The sequence below is a fragment of the Burkholderiales bacterium genome (genome assembly GCA_036262035.1).
Lineage (GTDB): Bacteria > Pseudomonadota > Gammaproteobacteria > Burkholderiales > SG8-41 > JAQGMV01.
In genome coordinates this window covers 183271-199218 of the sequence record DATAJS010000031.1, presented here as the reverse complement: position 1 = coordinate 199218, position 15948 = coordinate 183271, and the positions used below count along the sequence as shown (strand labels likewise).

The 15948-nt window shown below is 68.2% G+C and carries 14 protein-coding genes; 10 read left to right on the top strand and 4 right to left on the bottom strand.

Annotated features, from left to right (window positions below; all coding sequences use genetic code 11):
- The 3 genes from VHP37_30900 to VHP37_30890 all read left to right on the top strand — a co-directional run bounded on the left by VHP37_30900 (position 1) and on the right by VHP37_30890 (position 4792).
- Positions 1 to 960, top strand: coding sequence for a tripartite tricarboxylate transporter substrate binding protein (locus VHP37_30900; GenBank protein HEX2830784.1), 960 nt, complete (start codon positions 1 to 3; stop codon positions 958 to 960).
- Positions 957 to 3092 (top strand): hydantoinase/oxoprolinase family protein, encoded by a 2136-nt coding sequence (locus VHP37_30895; GenBank protein ID HEX2830783.1) that lies wholly within the window; start codon positions 957 to 959, stop codon positions 3090 to 3092. The genes VHP37_30900 and VHP37_30895 overlap by 4 nt, the downstream gene beginning before the upstream one ends.
- A gap of 176 nt (positions 3093 to 3268) precedes the next feature.
- Positions 3269 to 4792 carry a hydantoinase B/oxoprolinase family protein gene (locus VHP37_30890; protein ID HEX2830782.1) on the top strand — a complete coding sequence of 508 codons (1524 nt, stop codon included), beginning with the start codon at positions 3269 to 3271 and terminating at the stop codon, positions 4790 to 4792.
- A gap of 81 nt (positions 4793 to 4873) precedes the next feature.
- Here the strand turns inward: VHP37_30890 and VHP37_30885 are convergent, their stop codons facing one another.
- Positions 4874 to 7591, bottom strand: coding sequence for a pitrilysin family protein (locus VHP37_30885; GenBank protein HEX2830781.1), 2718 nt, complete (start codon positions 7589 to 7591; stop codon positions 4874 to 4876).
- Between the two features lie 53 nt (positions 7592 to 7644).
- A complete protein-coding gene (locus VHP37_30880; protein ID HEX2830780.1) occupies positions 7645 to 8205 on the bottom strand; it encodes a hypothetical protein in 561 nt (186 codons plus the stop codon).
- A gap of 85 nt (positions 8206 to 8290) precedes the next feature.
- Between VHP37_30880 and VHP37_30875 the strand changes: the two genes are divergently transcribed.
- The 3 genes from VHP37_30875 to VHP37_30865 are packed head-to-tail and all read left to right on the top strand — an operon-like array spanning position 8291 to position 10354.
- Positions 8291 to 9010, top strand: a complete 720-nt coding sequence (locus VHP37_30875; protein HEX2830779.1) for a DUF2470 domain-containing protein — start codon at positions 8291 to 8293, stop codon at positions 9008 to 9010.
- Positions 9007 to 9180, top strand: a complete 174-nt coding sequence (locus VHP37_30870; protein HEX2830778.1) for a hypothetical protein — start codon at positions 9007 to 9009, stop codon at positions 9178 to 9180. Before VHP37_30875 ends, VHP37_30870 begins: the two co-directional genes overlap by 4 nt.
- Before the next feature lies 1 nt (position 9181).
- On the top strand, positions 9182 to 10354 hold the full coding sequence (locus VHP37_30865; GenBank protein HEX2830777.1) for an alpha/beta hydrolase: 1173 nt from the start codon (positions 9182 to 9184) through the stop codon (positions 10352 to 10354).
- 7 nt (positions 10355 to 10361) lie between these two features.
- Here VHP37_30865 and VHP37_30860 read toward each other — a convergent pair whose 3' ends face one another.
- Both VHP37_30860 and VHP37_30855 read right to left on the bottom strand, forming a co-directional pair.
- Positions 10362 to 10736: a hypothetical protein gene (locus VHP37_30860; GenBank protein ID HEX2830776.1), complete on the bottom strand. Its 375-nt coding sequence runs from the start codon at positions 10734 to 10736 to the stop codon at positions 10362 to 10364.
- 39 nt (positions 10737 to 10775) lie between these two features.
- Complete coding sequence (locus tag VHP37_30855) at positions 10776 to 11744, bottom strand: hypothetical protein (GenBank protein HEX2830775.1); 969 nt, start codon at positions 11742 to 11744, stop codon at positions 10776 to 10778.
- Between the two features lie 114 nt (positions 11745 to 11858).
- Here VHP37_30855 and VHP37_30850 point away from each other — a divergent pair, with 114 nt between their 5' ends.
- The 4 genes from VHP37_30850 to VHP37_30835 all read left to right on the top strand — a co-directional run bounded on the left by VHP37_30850 (position 11859) and on the right by VHP37_30835 (position 15946).
- Positions 11859 to 13100, top strand: coding sequence for a CaiB/BaiF CoA-transferase family protein (locus VHP37_30850; protein ID HEX2830774.1), 1242 nt, complete (start codon positions 11859 to 11861; stop codon positions 13098 to 13100).
- A 114-nt stretch (positions 13101 to 13214) separates the two neighbouring features.
- Complete coding sequence (locus VHP37_30845) at positions 13215 to 13760, top strand: hypothetical protein (GenBank protein ID HEX2830773.1); 546 nt, start codon at positions 13215 to 13217, stop codon at positions 13758 to 13760.
- Positions 13761 to 13763: 3 nt separating this feature from the next.
- Positions 13764 to 14243: a gluconate 2-dehydrogenase subunit 3 family protein gene (locus VHP37_30840; protein HEX2830772.1), complete on the top strand. Its 480-nt coding sequence runs from the start codon at positions 13764 to 13766 to the stop codon at positions 14241 to 14243.
- Positions 14240 to 15946 (top strand): GMC family oxidoreductase, encoded by a 1707-nt coding sequence (locus VHP37_30835; GenBank protein ID HEX2830771.1) that lies wholly within the window; start codon positions 14240 to 14242, stop codon positions 15944 to 15946. The genes VHP37_30840 and VHP37_30835 overlap by 4 nt, the downstream gene beginning before the upstream one ends.
- Positions 15947 to 15948: the final 2 nt, after the last annotated feature.

Here is a 15948-nt window from a genome sequence, read left to right as displayed (position 1 = left end):
ATGTTCCGTGTGTGCGTTGTCTGTGTGCTCGTGCTCTTCGTCTGCGCGGCGTCCGCGCAGGACTATCCGGCGAAACCGGTGCGCCTCGTCATCCCGTGGGCCGCGGGCGGCTCGACCGATTCGATCGGCCGCATCCTCGCGCAGCGCCTCGCCGAATCGACGGGCCAGCAGTGGGTCGTCGACAACCGGAGCGGCGCGACCGGCACGATCGGCCACGCGTACGCCGCGAAGGCGCCGCCCGACGGCTATACGCTGCTCCTCGCGACCAACAGCACCTTCGCGATCGCGCCCCATCTCTACAAGACGCTCCAGTACGACAACGAGAAAGCGTTCGCGCCGATCTCGCTCGTCGCGATCAGCCCGCAGATTCTCTCGGTGCATCCGTCGCTGCCGGTGCACTCGGTGCGCGACCTGATCGCGCTGGCGAAGAGCCGCCCGGCGCAGATCCAGTTCTCGACCGCCGGCGTCGGCGCGACCAGCCACATGGCGACCGAGCTCCTGATGAACCTGGCGCAGATCAGGATGACGCACGTGCCTTACAAGGGCGGCGGGCCTTCGGCGCAGGCGCTGATCGCGGGCGAGACCGCGCTCTCCTTCGTCGACGTGATCACCGCGCTGCCGCAGGCGGAAGCGAAGCGCCTGCGCCCCATCGCGACCAGCACCGCGAAACGCACTCAGCTCATGCCCGACCTGCCGACGATCGCCGAATCGGGTCTGCCCGGTTTCGAGTCGGTGACATCGTTCGCGATGTTCGCGCCGGCGGCCACGCCCAGAGACCCGATCGCGCGCGTGCATCGCGAGCTCGTCAAAGCGCTCGGCGCCGCCGACATCCGCGAGAAGCTCAGATTGCAGGGCATCGATCCCGTCGGCAGCGCGCCCGAAGAGCTCGTCGCGCATCAGAAACAGGAGACCGCGAAGTGGGGCAAGGTGATACGCGAGCAGCACATCAAGTTCGAATGAAGCGATCCGCGCGCATCGCCGTCGACATCGGCGGCACGTTCACCGACGGCCTCGCCTCGGTCGACGGCCGCATCTGGGTGGCTAAGACGCTGACCACCCCGCGCGATCCGGGCGAAGCGGTGACGACGGTGATGGCCGACCTCGTGAAGCAGATGAAAGTAGCGCAGGCGCCCTCGCCTGCAGAAAGGCCACGCAATGTGAAAACAGGCGAGGCGCCTGCGCTGCGGGTGTCGGAGGTCGTGCACGGCACGACGCTCGTCACCAACACGCTCATCGAGCGCAAAGGCGCGAACACCGGCCTGGTGGTCACCAAAGGCACGCGCGACGTGCTCGACATCGGCCGCGAGTGGCGCTACGACCTCTACGACCTCAACCTCGAGCTGCCCAGGCCGCTCGTCGCGACGAATGCACGCGTGGAAGCCGACGAGCGCCTCGACGCGTCCGGCGAAGTCGTCACGAAGCTGTCCGACGCCGAGCTCGATCGCCTAGTCGAAGAGATACGAAGCCTCGACGTCGACGCCGTCGCGGTGTGTCTGCTGCACTCGTACGTCAACGACGAGCACGAGAAGAAGATCGCGCAGGTGCTGCGAGAGCGCCTGCCGGGCGTCGCGGTGTCGGTGTCGTCGGGCCTCGCGCGCGAGATCCGCGAGTTCGAGCGCATGTCGACCACCGTCGGCAATGCGTACGTGCAGCCGCTGATGGCGGACTACCTGCGCAAGCTCGACGATCGCGTGAACGCGATCTCGAAAGGTGCGCCGCTGCGCATCATGGTGTCGAGCGGCGGCTTCACGTCCGGCGAGGCCGCGGCGGAGACGCCGATCCTGCTGCTGGAGTCGGGGCCCGCGGGCGGCGTGCTGTCCGCGCTCAATACCGCGCGCGCCAACGGCATCGGCCAGATCCTCGCGTTCGACATGGGCGGCACGACCGCCAAAGCCTGCGTCGCGGTCGGCGGCGAGCCGCTGATCGCGCACAGCTTCGAAGCCGCGCGCGTGCACCGCTTCAAGCGCGGCTCGGGCCTGCCCATGCTCATCCCGAGCATCGATCTCATCGAGATCGGCGCCGGCGGCGGCTCGATCGCGCACGTCAACGAGCTCGGGTTGCTCAACATCGGTCCCGAGAGCGCAGGCGCCGATCCGGGGCCGGCGTGCTATGGGCAGGGCGGCACTGATGCGACGGTCACCGATGCCGATCTCGTGCTCGGCTATCTCAATGCCGACAACTTCCTCGGCGGGGAGATGAAGCTCCGGCGCGATCTCGCCGAAGCGGCGCTCGAGCGGATCGCGAAAAAGCTCGCGCTCACCACGACCGACGTCGCGTGGGGCATCTGCAACATCGTCAACGAGAACATGGCCGCCGCGGCGCGCATCCACATCGCCGAGAAAGGTCACGACCCGCGCGAGTTCACGATGGTCGCAACCGGCGGCGCGGGACCGGTGCACGTGGTGGAGGTCGCGCGCAAGCTGCAGATCCCCCGAGTGCTGGCGACGATCGCCGCGGGCGCGGGCTCGTGCCTCGGATTGCTCGCCGCGCCGGCGAGAGTCGACCGGAGCTGGTCCAACCCGACGCTCGTGAAAGAGATCGACTGGTCGCGCATCGCGAAGGTCTACGCCGACCTGCGCGCGGACGCCGAGCGCGAGCTCGCTTCCGCGGGCGCCGGGGACGCGAAGATCACGTGGTGGATCGGCGCCGACATGCGCTATGCGGGGCAGGGACACAACGTGTCGGTAAGCGTGCCGTGGCAGAAGATCGCGAAGTCCACCGAGGCGCCGCTCCTGAAGGAGTTCGAGAAGCGCTATCGCCAGCTTTACGGCCACCTCGTGCCCAACGCGCTGCCGCAGGTGATCACGTGGCGGCTGACCGGCCGCTCGGTGGTGAAGAGCCACCGCTTCATGTGGGGCGACGAGCGCGTGTCGGCGAAGCCGGTGCTGCGCGGCAGGCGCGAGATCTTCCTGCCTCTGAAGAAGAGATACGGCAAGGTGCCGGTCTACGACCGCTATTCGCTCGCGCCCGGCGCGAAGCTCCCGGGGCCGGTCATTCTCGAAGAGCGCGAGTCGACGCTCGTGGTGCCGGTGGCGGCGGACGTGACGATATTGCCCGATTACACGGTGTCGGTGCGGATCAAGGAGTTTTGATGAAGCGGGTGAAACAGGTGAAGGGGCGGGAAGGCAAAGTCAAAATGGATTCCCGCCTGCGCGGGAATGACGGCAAGGCTCGCCTACGCGGGAATGACGGCAAGCATCGCCTGCGCGGGAATGACGGCAAGCACCGCTTGCGCGGGAATGACGCTCGTAAGGCGCGCGGCGCCGCGTTGGATCCGATCGCGCTGGAGATTCACTGGAAGCGCCTGGTCAGCATGGTCGACGAAGCGTCGACCGCGTTCATCCGCACCTCGTTCTCGGTGCTGGTGCGCGAAGCGAACGATTTCGCGGTGGTGCTCACCGATTCCGAAGGGCGGTCGCTGGCGCAGTCGACGATGTCGATCGCGTCGTTCATCGGCAGCCTGCCGGCGACGGTCAAGCATTTTCTCGACGTCTTTCCGGCGAGCACGCTCAAGCCCGGCGACGTGATGATCACCAACGACCCGTGGATGGGCACCGGCCACATCCACGATGTCAGCATCGCGATGCCGATGTTCCGCAAGGGCAAGATCGTCGCATTCGCCGCGGTCGTGTCGCACATGCCGGACATCGGCGGGAGCCTGCGCAACGCGGGGGTGCGCGAGATCTATCAGGAAGGCTTGCAGATTCCGCGGTTGAAGCTGCTCGATGCGGGGAAGCCCAACAAGACGCTCTTCGACATGATCGCGCAGAACGTGCGCGTGCCCGAGATGACGATCGGGGATCTGTGGGCCCAGGTCGCCGCGTGCAAGATGATGGAGGAGCGCCTGCAGCCGCTGCTCGACGACGTCGATATCAAAGCGCTCGGCGCGGAGATACGCCGCCGCTCCGAGGCCGCGATGAGGAAGGCGATCCGCGCGGTGCCGGACGGCGTGTATCACTCGCGGCTCGAGCACGACGGCTTCGAGGAGCCTATCGTCATCGACTGCACCGTGAACGTGAAAGGCGACACCATCGCGATCGACTACACCGGCTCCTCCGACCAGGTGCCGCGCGCGGTCAACGTCGTGCCCATCTACTGCTTCGCATACTCGGCGTACGCGGTGAAAGCGCTGCTCTCGCCCGACGTGCCGAACAACGAAGGCAGCTTCCTGCCGATCACGACTTCCGCGCCGCTCGGCTCGATCTTCAACCCGCGCTATCCGGCGGCGAGCGGCGGGCGCGGCATGATCGGCCACATGATGGTGCCGGCGATCATCATGGCGCTTAGCGAAGCGCTGCCCGAGCGCGCGATCGCGGAAGGCTCTTCGAACTCGTCGATCACCGTCGCGGGCGAGAAAGACGGACGGCCGTACTCCTCGATCTGCTTCATGAACGCGGGGCAGGGCGCGACGCAGTCGCGCGAAGGCTATTCGGCGCTGTCGTTCCCGTCGAACCTCGGCAACACCCCGATCGAAGTGTTCGAGCAGCAGGCGCCGTTGCGCGTGATCGAGCGCAGCATCCGCCGCGACAGCGGCGGCAACGGCGCGCGGCGCGGCGGCGGCGGCATGAGCTTCGAGATCGAGATCACCGGAGACTCGCCGCTGCTGGCGTCGATGATCATGACGCGCTTCCGCTCGGCGCCGCAGGGACTGCTCGGCGGCGAGAACGGCAAGGTCGGCGGGCTGACGCTCAACGGCGAGGCGATCGATCCGGCGCAGACGTGGGTGCTGAAGAAAGGCGATCGCGTGGTGATGCAGACGGCCGGCGGCGGCGGCTTCGGGAAGGCGACCTGAGCGGTGCGCTCGCGCGCACCCTACGGGATTACGCGCGAACGATCGTGGGGTGCGTGCTAACGCACCGCCCGAGTCTCGCGCTCATCGTTCGTCGACATCACCCGCAACGATCACATGCAGCCTATCCGCGGCGAAGTACTTCCTGATCGCCGCATTCACCTGTGAAGTCGTCACCGCCCGCACGCGCTGCGGAAACTCGTCGAGATAGCGCGGGCCGAAGCCGAAGCGCTCCGCGGTGACGAGCGCCTCGGCGATGCCGCCGTTCGAGCCGAGCCCGACCTGGTAGCGCCCCGAGAAGTAGCTCTTGCCGCTGGCCACCTCCGCGTCGGTCGCGCCGTTCCTGACGTAGTCGGCGATGACCTCGCGCGTCGATTGCAGCGCCTTGGCGTAGTTCTGCGGCGCCACGTTCATGTTGACCAGCCACACGCCGTCGAGCTCGTCGCTGTTGTCGAAGCGCGACGTGACGCCGTACGACAACCCTTCGGTGTCGCGCACACGCCGCCCGATGCGCGACGAGATCGTGCTCTGGCCGAGCGCCGCGTTGGCGATCAGCGCCGCTTCGAAGTCGGCGTCGAGCCGTCTCAGGCCGCTCGCGGTGCCGACCACGACGTTGGCGTTCGCCTTGCCGGGCATCGCGACGATCGCGCGCGCACCCTTATCCGCTGCCGCGGTGCGCGCCAGCGCTGCGAGCGACACGCGCTCGCCGCGGCTCATGCCGCCGAAGTGCGTCCCCACCAGCGCGATCGCCTGCGCCGCGTCGATGTCGCCGACGATGGCGAGTATCGTCCCCGAGCCGTTGTAGCGCGCGCGGTGGAAGGCGCGCAAGTCGCTCTCGCCGAGCGCTTGGAGGCTCGCGAGCTTCTCGTCGCGGCCGTAGGCGTAGTACGGGTGATCGGGCTTGTAGACGATCTGGCGCAGGCGCTCCAGCGCGCGCAGGCCGGTCTGGTCGTAGGCCTGCTGGTAGGCGTTCTCCTGCTCGCGCCGTGCACGTACCAGCTCGTCCGCGGGAAACGCCGGGTTCGCAAGCTCGTCGGCGAGGACTTCCAGCACGAGCGACAGGTCGCGCGCCATGGCGTTTGCCTGCACGTTGACGCCGGTCAGCGTGCTCGCATAGCTGTGCGTCGCGCCGGCGCTCGCGAGCAGCGCGCCGATCTCTTCTTTCGAGCGCGTCGTCGTGCCGCGGCTCAACATCCGCGCGGTGAGCGCCGGCAGCGCCGGCTTGCCCGCCGGCGCGGTGACGCCGCCGGCGAAGACGAGACCGCGCACCGATACCGTCGGTACCGCGCGGTTCTCGACGACGGCGACCGTGAGGCCGTTCGCGAGCACCTTGCGCACGGTGCGTTCGGCAAATGGCTTGTTCGCGGGCGCTGCGGGCGCCGGCACCGCGGGCGCAGAGGCGTCCGCCCGCGGTTGCGGTGACGCTGCGGCCGCCGCCGTAGTGACCCTGCCCGCACGGCTCGTCGGGATGAACCAGCCCACCGTCGCGTGATCGGGCACGAGGTGCGCGGCCGCGACGCGCTTCACGTCCGCCGCGGTGACGGCTTTGACGTTGTCGACATAGGTCAGGAACCACTTCCAGTCGGCCGACGCGACCGCTTCGGCGAGGCTCCCCGCGTAGCTGTTGGGCCCGTCGCGCCTGCGCAGCGTCGCGACCTCGATCTGCTGCTGCGCGCGCCGCACCTCGTCGTCGCTGACGCCGTTCGCCGCGATCTCCGCGAGCACCGCCTTGATCGCGGCTTCGGTATCGGCGTGGGCGACGCGCGGGGCGAGGTTCGCGCTGATCAGCAGGGGATAGGGATCGGTGAACGCCGAATGCGAGCCGAAGACGCCGGTGGCGAGGCCCTTGTCGACCAGCGCCTTGTAGAGCCGCGAGTTCACCCCTTCGACCAGGATCGTGCGCAGCACTTCGAGCGGGATGAAGTCGGGATGCATCACGCCCGGACGGATGTAGCCGATCGTGACGATGCCGATCGTGCCGGGACGCTTGACCCGCGTACGGCGTTCGCCTTCCTGCGGCGGCTCGACGGTGATCACCTTCGGGATCTCGTGCGGCGAGCGCGCGTAGCCGCCGTACTGCCGGTCGAAGAGCTCCAGCGCCTTCTCGGTATCGAAATCGCCGACGAGGATGGCGTGGGCGTTGTTCGGCCAGAAATAGGTCTTGTAATGCTCGCGCAGTTTCTCGGTGCTGACGCCTTCGATGTCGGACCGGTAACCGATCGCGTGCCAGCGATAGGGATGCGCCTGCATCGAGGACGCCACGACCGCTTTCTGCAGCGCGCGCCACGGCTCGTTCTCGCCGATCTCGAACTCGTTGCGCACCACGGTCATCTCCGGCCGGCGCTCGGCGTCGAGCAGGAGCGCGCGCTTCATGCGCTCGGCTTCGATGCGCATCGCGAGCTCGATCCTGTCCGAAGGCACCGTGGCGTACCCCGTCATGCGATCGTTCCACACCGACATGTTGGTCTGCGCGCCGGCGTCGTAGAGCATCTCGAAGAAGGTCGGGCGTCCATGCGCGCGGCCGTAGTTCTCGGTCGACTTGTTCGCCATCAGGTGCTCGAGGAGGTGGGTCGAGCCGGTATAACCGGGCCCTTCGTCGCGCGAGCCGACGTGGTAGACGACGAGGAACGTGGCGACCGGGCTTGCGCGCTGCGGCACGAGCAGGATCGGCATGCCGTTCGATCTGAGACGGTACTCCGAGATGCCGCGGAAGGTCGCGACGTGCTCGACGTTGGGCGGAAGCGCCGCGCAGGCGGCGGACGCGGCGGCGGCCAGCAGCAGGGCGATGGCGTAGCGGATCAACGCGTCCTCCGTCAGCAAGGGGCGCGTCGATCTTCTCACGTAATGCGGCGGGCTTACTCGCTCGTGAACTTCGCCGCGATCTCGGGCGGCGGCGGGCGCGGCGCGAGCTGGTCGCGCGAGATCACCGACGACACGATGGCAGGCTCGCGCTCGCGGGGCTGCATCTGCGGCGCGACGAGGATGTCGATCGGCGCGCGGCCCGTCGCGCCGACCGCTTCGGGCGTCGGATCGCCGCGGCTCACTTCCACGATGCGCGCCGGCGGCTCGTCGATGCGTATCGTCGGCTCCACGCGCTCCGGCCGCGGCGCCGTGCTCGCGGCGACGGCTGCGGGCATGACCGCGGACGGTTTCGCCACGGATTCGATGCGGCCCACCGGCGGCACCGGTTCCGATGGCGGCGACACGACCTGCGCCGTGACCGGCTCGATCGCCGGCTGCAGCCGCACTTCGTGCGGGTCGCGCTTGGGCATCGCGAACATCAGGAGCACCGCGGCCGCGAACGCCGCGACGACGGTGATGCCGAGCGCGCGGCTGCTCGGCCCGCGGTCGGCGACGTCGACGACGAATTCGTGCACTCGCGGCGGCAGCGGAGGCCTGGCGGCCTCCTCTTGCACATTCGGTCCGGAGGACGTATTCACGGTGGCGGGGATGTGAGACACGCCGGTACCTGTGCAAGCGCAGTGCCGGCCCGAGAATGGAATGAGACAGACTGCCGATTTCGATCCCGCGCAAGCCTCGAAGAAGCTCCTGCGCGAAGGCCGCAGCGCGGCGCTCGCGACGCTGACGGCCGGTTCGGGCGATCCGTACTGCTCGCTGGTCAATGTCGCGAGCGCGGCGGACGGCGCGCCGCTGCTTCTCATCTCCACGCTCGCGGTGCACACCAAGAATCTGCTCGCCGATCCGCGCTGTTCGCTGATGATCGACGAGCGCAAGCCCGGCGATCCGCTCGAAGGCGCGCGGGTGACCCTCGCCGGGCGCGCCGTGGCGACCGCCGACGAAGCCGACCGCCGCCGCTACCTCGCGCGACAGCCGGGGGCCGGGATGTTCGCGGGCTTCGGCGACTTCGGCCTCTACCGGATCGAGATCGACAGCGCGCACCTCGTCGCGGGTTTCGGGCGCATCGTGAATCTCTCGCGCGAACAGCTCCTCACGCGCATCGACGACGCGCAGGCGCTGGTCGAGGCCGAAGCCGAGATCGTCGCCCACATGAACGACGACCACGCCCAGACCTGTGAGCTCTACGCGACCAGGCTCCTCGGCGCGCCCGCCGGCGCGTGGCGCTGCGCAGGGTGCGACCCCGAAGGGCTGGAGCTCCAGCTCGACCGCACGGCGCTGCGGCTCGAGTTTCCCGAGCCCGTGACGGCGCCGACGGCGCTGCGGGCGATGCTGAAGCGCCTCGCGGAGGCGGCGCGCCGGTGACGATGCGCGGCTTCGGATCGTCCGGCGACGGCGAAGATCCTTTCGATGCGGTGGTCGGCGTTCTTTCGATGCTCGGCGTGGTGCTTGGACTGCGTGCCGACGGCGCTCCCGACACGCCGATCGTGAGGGACATCGAAGGGTGGATACTCGGTCAGGACTGCGAGGCTTAGCGTGAAACTCCAATACAGGGTTTGCACGGCCGTCCTCGCGCTCGCCGGTTGCGCGCAGCAGGAGCACGCGCATCACGGCGAGCACGCGGGCGGCCCGATGATGCACCACCACGGCGCCTACACGCCGGTGGCCAGGCAAGGCTACTTTTTCACCGGCGGCGAATACCGTGCCGCGAAAGACGGCAACGTCATGGTCGGGCAGATGTTCGTGCAGTACCAGATCCCCCACCATCGCAGCTCGCCCTATCCGATCGTGATGATCCACGGCGGCGGGCAGAGCGGGACGAACTTCCTCGGCACGCCCGACGAGCGTCCCGGCTGGGCCGATTACTTTCTCCGGCGCGGCTATGCGGTGTACGTCGTCGACGCACCCGCGCGTGCGCGCTCGGCGGGCTCGGTCGAGGTGCTCGGCGCGCCGTCGCGGCGCGCGGCGCAATGGGTGTCCGATCGCTTCACCGCGCCCGAGAAGAAGCCGCTCTATCCTCAAGCGACCAAGCACACGCAATGGCCGGGCGCGGCCGTGCCGGGCGATCCGGTGTTCGACCAGTTCTATGCGTCGCAGGTCGAGCAGCTCGACGATCCGGGCGTCGGCGAGCGCCTGATCCGCGACGCCGGCGCCAAGCTCCTGGACAGGATCGGCCCCGCGATACTGCTCGGCCATTCGCAAGGCGGACCGCTGGTGTTCACGATCGCCGACGCGAGGCCGAAGCTCGCCAAGGCGGTGCTCGCGATCGAGCCCAACGGTCCGCCGTTCAACGAAGTGACTTACAGCGGCGGCAGCGCGTTCTACAAGGACGGTCCGCCGTCGCGGCCGTGGGGCATCACGCGCAACCGGCTCATCTACGAGCCCGGCGGCGCGCAGCCGCCGCAATCGGCGCTCGAAGCGCAGGCCGACGGTCCGGACCTCGTCCGCTGTCGCCTACAGGCCGAGCCCGCACGCCAGCTCGTGAATCTCAGGACGCTGCCGATGCTGGTGCTGGTATCCGAGGCGTCGTATCACGCGCCGTACGATCACTGCACCTCGAAATACCTGAAACAGGCCGGCGTCGCGCACACCTTCGCGCGGCTGGAGCAGCACGGCATCCGCGGCAACGGTCACATGATGATGCTCGAGAAGAACAGCGACGAGATCGCCGCCTTCATCGAGCGCTGGATACGCGAGAACGTGCGCTGACCTCGAGCTATGCGAACGCCAGCGCGAGAGAGGCTGCGAGCTTCGCGAGCTCCGTGAAGAGATTGATCGCCGCGACGGTGTCTCGAAGCTCCTTCGCTTTTTTCCGGATGCTCTTCGCTTCCGTTTCGAGGTCCTTCGCCAATTTTTCGAAGTGCGGAGCCGTGTGCATGAGGGATTTCTGGAGCGCGGTCAGGTAGGCGAGGACGATGCTGTCCCTTGCCGCCATGACTTGCTGCCTGTCGGCGTCAGTCTCGCAGGCCGCCAGCGCGTTCGGCAAGGCGTCGGTCGCGCGCTCTGCCGCCATACGCAGCGCTGCGAGCGCTTCGTCCTTGGTCAACTCGCCATCCATGAACAAGCTCGAGCTGCCGTCATCGTTCGCCATGCTCTTCTCCTTAGATGTCCCCGGATGTGGTCAGGCGGCTTACTTCGCGATCTGTTCCGCGAGCTTGCGCAGCTGCTCGACGTGTGCCCGCAACTGTGAAAGATCCATCGGCTGCCCCTGCTCGAATTTTTCGTGCTCCGCCACCAGGCGCTGCAGAGACGCTACGCTCGTCGAATAGCCGCGTTCGATCTGCTGGTGTCGCCTGCGTATCTGCCAGTCGACGACCGCTTCCAGGCCTGCCATCGAGTCGGCCCTGGTCGTGACGACGGCGGCCGCATCGTCCCGCGCAGTCAAGCCGACATCCTTGCCCAGGTCGTTGATGATCGCCGACGGCTCGTAAACGCCTGCGCGCCACAGCAATACCAGCGCCGCCTTGCGGTCCGCAAGCAACATGCTTTGAAAGCCGGCTTGCTGTTCCTTCACCAACGGCGCCGACAGCAACGTATGGAAGGCCGCGACACGTCCCCGAATCTCGCGGCTGGCTTCCGCGAGCTTGCGTTTCTGAGCCTCGGCGGCGATGAGGCCGCCGACCGTCGAGATGACGCCGATCGCTGCATCGCTCAGAGGCGGGCTGGCTTTGACGGCGGAGGCGTAACCGTTGATGGCGCCGCCGAGCTCGTTCAACGCCTTCTGTGTTTCGGCGCTGTTGTCGAAGCTGGCCAAATCCGCAAACGCGCCGTAAACGCCGGCGAGGCGCTGCAGCACGGCCGCGCGCGCGGAAAGCTCGCGCTGTATCGATTCGTACAGCGAAAGCAGGCTGGTATAGGCGGGCGACTCGACGGCCTTCGCGGTGCCGTGAAGGAACGCCTCCGCCATCATGCTGCGGCCGAACTCGTCGTCGGACGCACGCGAGCTCTTTTCCGCCGCTGCGGCCGTGTCCCCGCCGGTCGTGGCGAGCGCCTTTGCAGCGTCGATGGAGATGCTCGAACAGCCGGCGAGCACAGCGACGACGACGGCAATCGCCATCCGGCGCGAGACAACTTCCCATGTTTCGATAAGCATGCGCATTGATCCCTCCGGTCTGTTGTCCACGCGGCGACTGCCGGGCAATTGCTGAGTCGACTCTATGGACAAACCTCGGCCGCTGCATCAGCCACTTTGGAGAGCACGCTGCGAAGTACAATGCCCTCCTGCCGCGATCGTGCGCGAGGAGCGTGTCATTTGAGTAATACGAATGCAGGGCCTCTTACGGGAGTCAAAGTCCTCGAGCTCGGCACGCTGATCGCGGGCCCGCTCTGCGCGCGCATGCTCGGCGATTTCGGCGCCGAGGTGATCAAGATCGAAGCGCCCGAAGGCGGCGACCAGCTTCGTCAGTGGCGCAAGATGTACGGCGACACCTCGCTGTGGTGGTACGTGCAGGCGCGCAACAAGAAATCGCTGACGCTCAACCTGCGCGCGCCCGAGGGACAGGAGATCGTGCGCAAGCTCGCCGCCGAGGCCGATATCGTCGTCGAGAACTTTCGCCCCGGCGCGCTCGAGAAATGGAACATCGGCTGGCCGCAGCTTTCGTCCGTCAATCAGAAGCTCGTCATGGTGAGGCTGTCGGGCTTCGGACAGGACGGCCCGTATCGCGATCGTCCGGGATTCGGCGTCATCGGCGAGAGCATGGGCGGGATGCGCTATGTCACCGGCTATGCCGATCGCCCGCCGGTGAGGCTCGGCATCTCGGTGGGCGATTCGATCGCGGCCTTGCACGGCGTGATCGGCGCGATGATGGCGCTGCACCAGCGCACCGCCAACGGCGGGCGTGGCCAGTACGTCGACGTCGCGCTCTACGAATCGGTCTTCAACATGATGGAAAGCCTGTTGCCCGAGTTCGACGTGCTGGGCTTCAAGCGCGAGCGCGCGGGCAACGCGCTGCCGGGCATCACGCCGTCGAACACCTATCCGACGCGCGACGGCAAGTACGTGATCATCGGCGCGAACAACGATTCGATCTTCAGGCGTCTCATGACCGCGATGGGACGCGACGACCTCGCGAACGATCCCGACCTCGCGACCAATGCCGGCCGCACGCCGCGCGTGGCCGAGCTCGACGCCGCGATCGAAGCGTGGACGATGACGCTCGATCTGGACAGCGTGCTCGCGGTGCTCGAGCAGGTCGACGTGCCTTCGGGCCGCGTGTACGACGCCGAAGACATCGTGAAGGACGCCCATTACATCGCCCGCGGCATGCTCGAGCAGTGGAAGCTCCCCGACGGCAAGCCGATGAAAATCCCGGGCGTCGTGCCCAAGCTCTCCGAGACGCCGGGCGCGACGCGCTGGCTCGGCCCGACGCTCGGCGAGCACAACGCCGAGATCCTCTCCGGGCTCGGCTATTCGTCCGAGCAGCAGCACGACCTGAAAGCGCGCGGGATCGTATGACGCACGCAAGCGCGGATTTGCTATAGTCAGCGCCAGGGCGGTCTCGAAGAGCCGCTGCCAATAACAAGCACAAGTCATCGGCATCAGCAGTCTTCTCGGATGGGGAGGGGCTCGATGAAGGCAAGCGCCTGTGTGCTGTTAGGAGGATCTCTCGTTTCGGCCGGTGCGTATGCGGGGAAGGGCCCGCCGCCGCCGCTGCCCGGCCCGGTCACGACCACCACCGTCCCGACCGATGCCCACATGACCTCGATCTACGGCGGCCTCAAGTGGGACCTGCCGGGACCGCTCGCACCGCAGCTCGTGGTCGGCGTCAGGCACGCCAAGACCCAGAGCGACGGCGACACCTGGGGCGTCGATTTCTCGTTCGCTTTCGCGTTCTTCGAGTCCGGTTTCAAGCCCGGCAAGCTGAGGCTCAAGGGGTTCACCGGCAACGAGCACGTGCAGGGCGAGATCGGCGCCGGCTGGGATTTCTCCAAAGGCGCGTTCTTCGCAGGACCCAGCGTCAACATCCCCTACGTGAACCTCGGCGTCGACTGGGTGCTCGGCAGCGGCTTGCAGCCGTACGGCATGATCCACACGTTCGGCAAGCCGGGCGTGCCGCCGCCGAACACCGTCACCACGACGACCGCCGCGCCGCCGCCGCCCCCGCCGGGCAGCTGACGTTTGCCGTCGTCGTTCCCCCGCCGCCGCTTTCTCGCACTGGTTGCCGTTGCGTGCGCCGCGTTGCTCGCGCGCCGCGGCCGCGCGGCGCCGGCCCCTGTTTCGCTCGAACCCACGCTCGCCGCGTACGTCGACACCCTGCTCCCCGCGGACGATGTCTCGCCCGCGGCTTCGGAGCTCGGCATCGCGAAGGCCATGCTGACCGAATCCGCCGGAGACGCGCTCTACACGCGTCTCATCACGGCGGGCTGCGCTTTCCTCGATCGGGCGGCTGAAGCGAAGTTCGCCGAATCGAACGCGCGCGTGCGCGAAGTGATCGTGTCGTGGATGAGCGAAGCGGACTACGACGAGGTGCCGCGCCGCTTCTACGAGATCATCCGCCAGCGCACGGTCGAGCTGTACTACAGCCGTCCCGAAGCCTGGGGCGGCCTGCCGATCCGGAGGCCGCCGCAGCCGATCGGCTATCCGGACCACTGGAAGTGACGCCGGCCTACGACGCGGTGGTGATCGGCTGCGGCGCCGGCGGAGCGGCCGCGGCGTGGCGGCTGTGCGAGCACGGTCTCAAAGTCCTCGTGCTCGAGGCGGGACCGCGCTTCGATCCCGCGCGCGATTACCGCCTGCACCGCGCCGATTGGGAGATCGGCGGCTTTCCGCACAAGCCCGGCAGCGCGGGCCGCGCGACCTTCGCCGAGCTCGAGGCGCTCGACGCGAAACACGACGACCTCCGATCGTGGAATCGCGTCGCCGGCCGCACCAACAAGGGCACGCGGCGTTTACCGTCGGGCCCCGGTTATCACCACGTGCGCGGTGTCGGCGGCTCGACGCTGCACTTCACCGGTGAAGCGCATCGGCTGCATCCCGATGCGATGCGCATGCGTAGCGCGCGCGGCGTCGCGGTCGACTGGCCGATCGCGTACGCGGAGCTGGAGCCGTACTACGCGATCGCGGAGCGCATCCTCGGCGTCGCCGGTCCCGAAGACACCGCGCCGCGCTGGCGCAGCGCGCCCTATCCGCTGCCGGCGCACTGGCTGTGCAAGGCGTCGCTGAAGCTCGCGCAGACTTCGCGCGCGGGCATGGACTGGGTCGCGAACCCGCGCGCGGCGCTGTCGCAGCCGTACGACGGCCGGCGCGCGTGCAATTACTGCGGCAATTGCGGCCGTGGTTGTCCGGTCGGCGACAAAGGCTCGGCCGACGTCACGTTCGTGCGCCACGCCGAGAAGAGCGGGCGCTGCGAGATAAAAAGCGGCGCGGCGGCGGTGGTGCTCGAAACGCGCGGCGGCGGCGTGCGCGCGGTGCAGTACGTGATGGACGGCCGCGGGCATCGGGTCGACGCGCCCATCGTCGTGCTCGCCGCAGGCGCCGTCGAGACGCCGCGCCTCCTGCTCGCGAACACGAGCTCGCGCCATCCGCGCGGACTTGCGAACGGCTCGGCAGAGGTCGGGCGCAACCTGATGGAGACCCTCCACTGGGTGAGCACGGCGCTCGTGCCGCAATCGCTCGCGAGCCACGAAGGCCTCCCTTCCGATGCGATCTGCTGGAGGTACAACGCGCCCGATGCGGTGCCGGGGATCGCGGGCGGTTGCCGCTTCACGTCGGGCACGCAGGAGGCCGGCTTGACCGGACCGATCGCATACGCGTCGCGCCTCGTGAGCGGATTCGGCGCGCAGTTGAAGCGCGGCGTGCGCGAAGCGTTCGGGCGCGCGCTGACCGTCGGCGCGGTCGGCGAGTTCCTGCCGAACGAGCACACGCGCGTCACGCTCGACGAGGCGAATCGCGACGAGCGCGGCATGCCGTTCGCTAAGATCCACGCGCGGCTGACGCCGACCGACATCGCACGGTTGAGATTCATGGCCGAGCGCTGCCGCGAAAGCCTGAAGGACGCCGGCGCCGCCGGGATCGCGGAGGAATACGGCAGCTACGACTTCTTCTCCGCGCCGCACGTTTCCGGCACGTGCCGCATGGGACGCGATCCGCGCACCTCGGTCGTCGATGCGTTCGGCCGCGCTCACGAGCTTGCGAACCTCTACATCGCCGACGCCAGCGTCTTCCCGACGGCGGGCGGCGGCGAAGGGCCGTCGCTCACGATCGAGGCGCTCGCGATACGCACCGCCGATCACATCGCGAAGAAAAGCGTGCTGCCGCCCTCGACGCCGCCGCCGCGCGTTGCGAAGCCCACCGTCGGCTGATA

Coding starts and splice junctions, on each gene's coding strand:
- VHP37_30845 (HEX2830773.1), top strand. CDS start 13,215: ATGAAGGCAAGCGCCTGTGTGCTGTTAGGAGGATCTCTCGTTTCGGCC.
- VHP37_30875 (HEX2830779.1), top strand. CDS start 8,291: ATGAGACAGACTGCCGATTTCGATCCCGCGCAAGCCTCGAAGAAGCTC.
- VHP37_30850 (HEX2830774.1), top strand. CDS start 11,859: ATGCCCTCCTGCCGCGATCGTGCGCGAGGAGCGTGTCATTTGAGTAAT.
- VHP37_30895 (HEX2830783.1), top strand. CDS start 957: ATGAAGCGATCCGCGCGCATCGCCGTCGACATCGGCGGCACGTTCACC.
- VHP37_30860 (HEX2830776.1), bottom strand. CDS start 10,736: ATGGCGAACGATGACGGCAGCTCGAGCTTGTTCATGGATGGCGAGTTG.
- VHP37_30855 (HEX2830775.1), bottom strand. CDS start 11,744: ATGCGCATGCTTATCGAAACATGGGAAGTTGTCTCGCGCCGGATGGCG.
- VHP37_30900 (HEX2830784.1), top strand. CDS start 1: ATGTTCCGTGTGTGCGTTGTCTGTGTGCTCGTGCTCTTCGTCTGCGCG.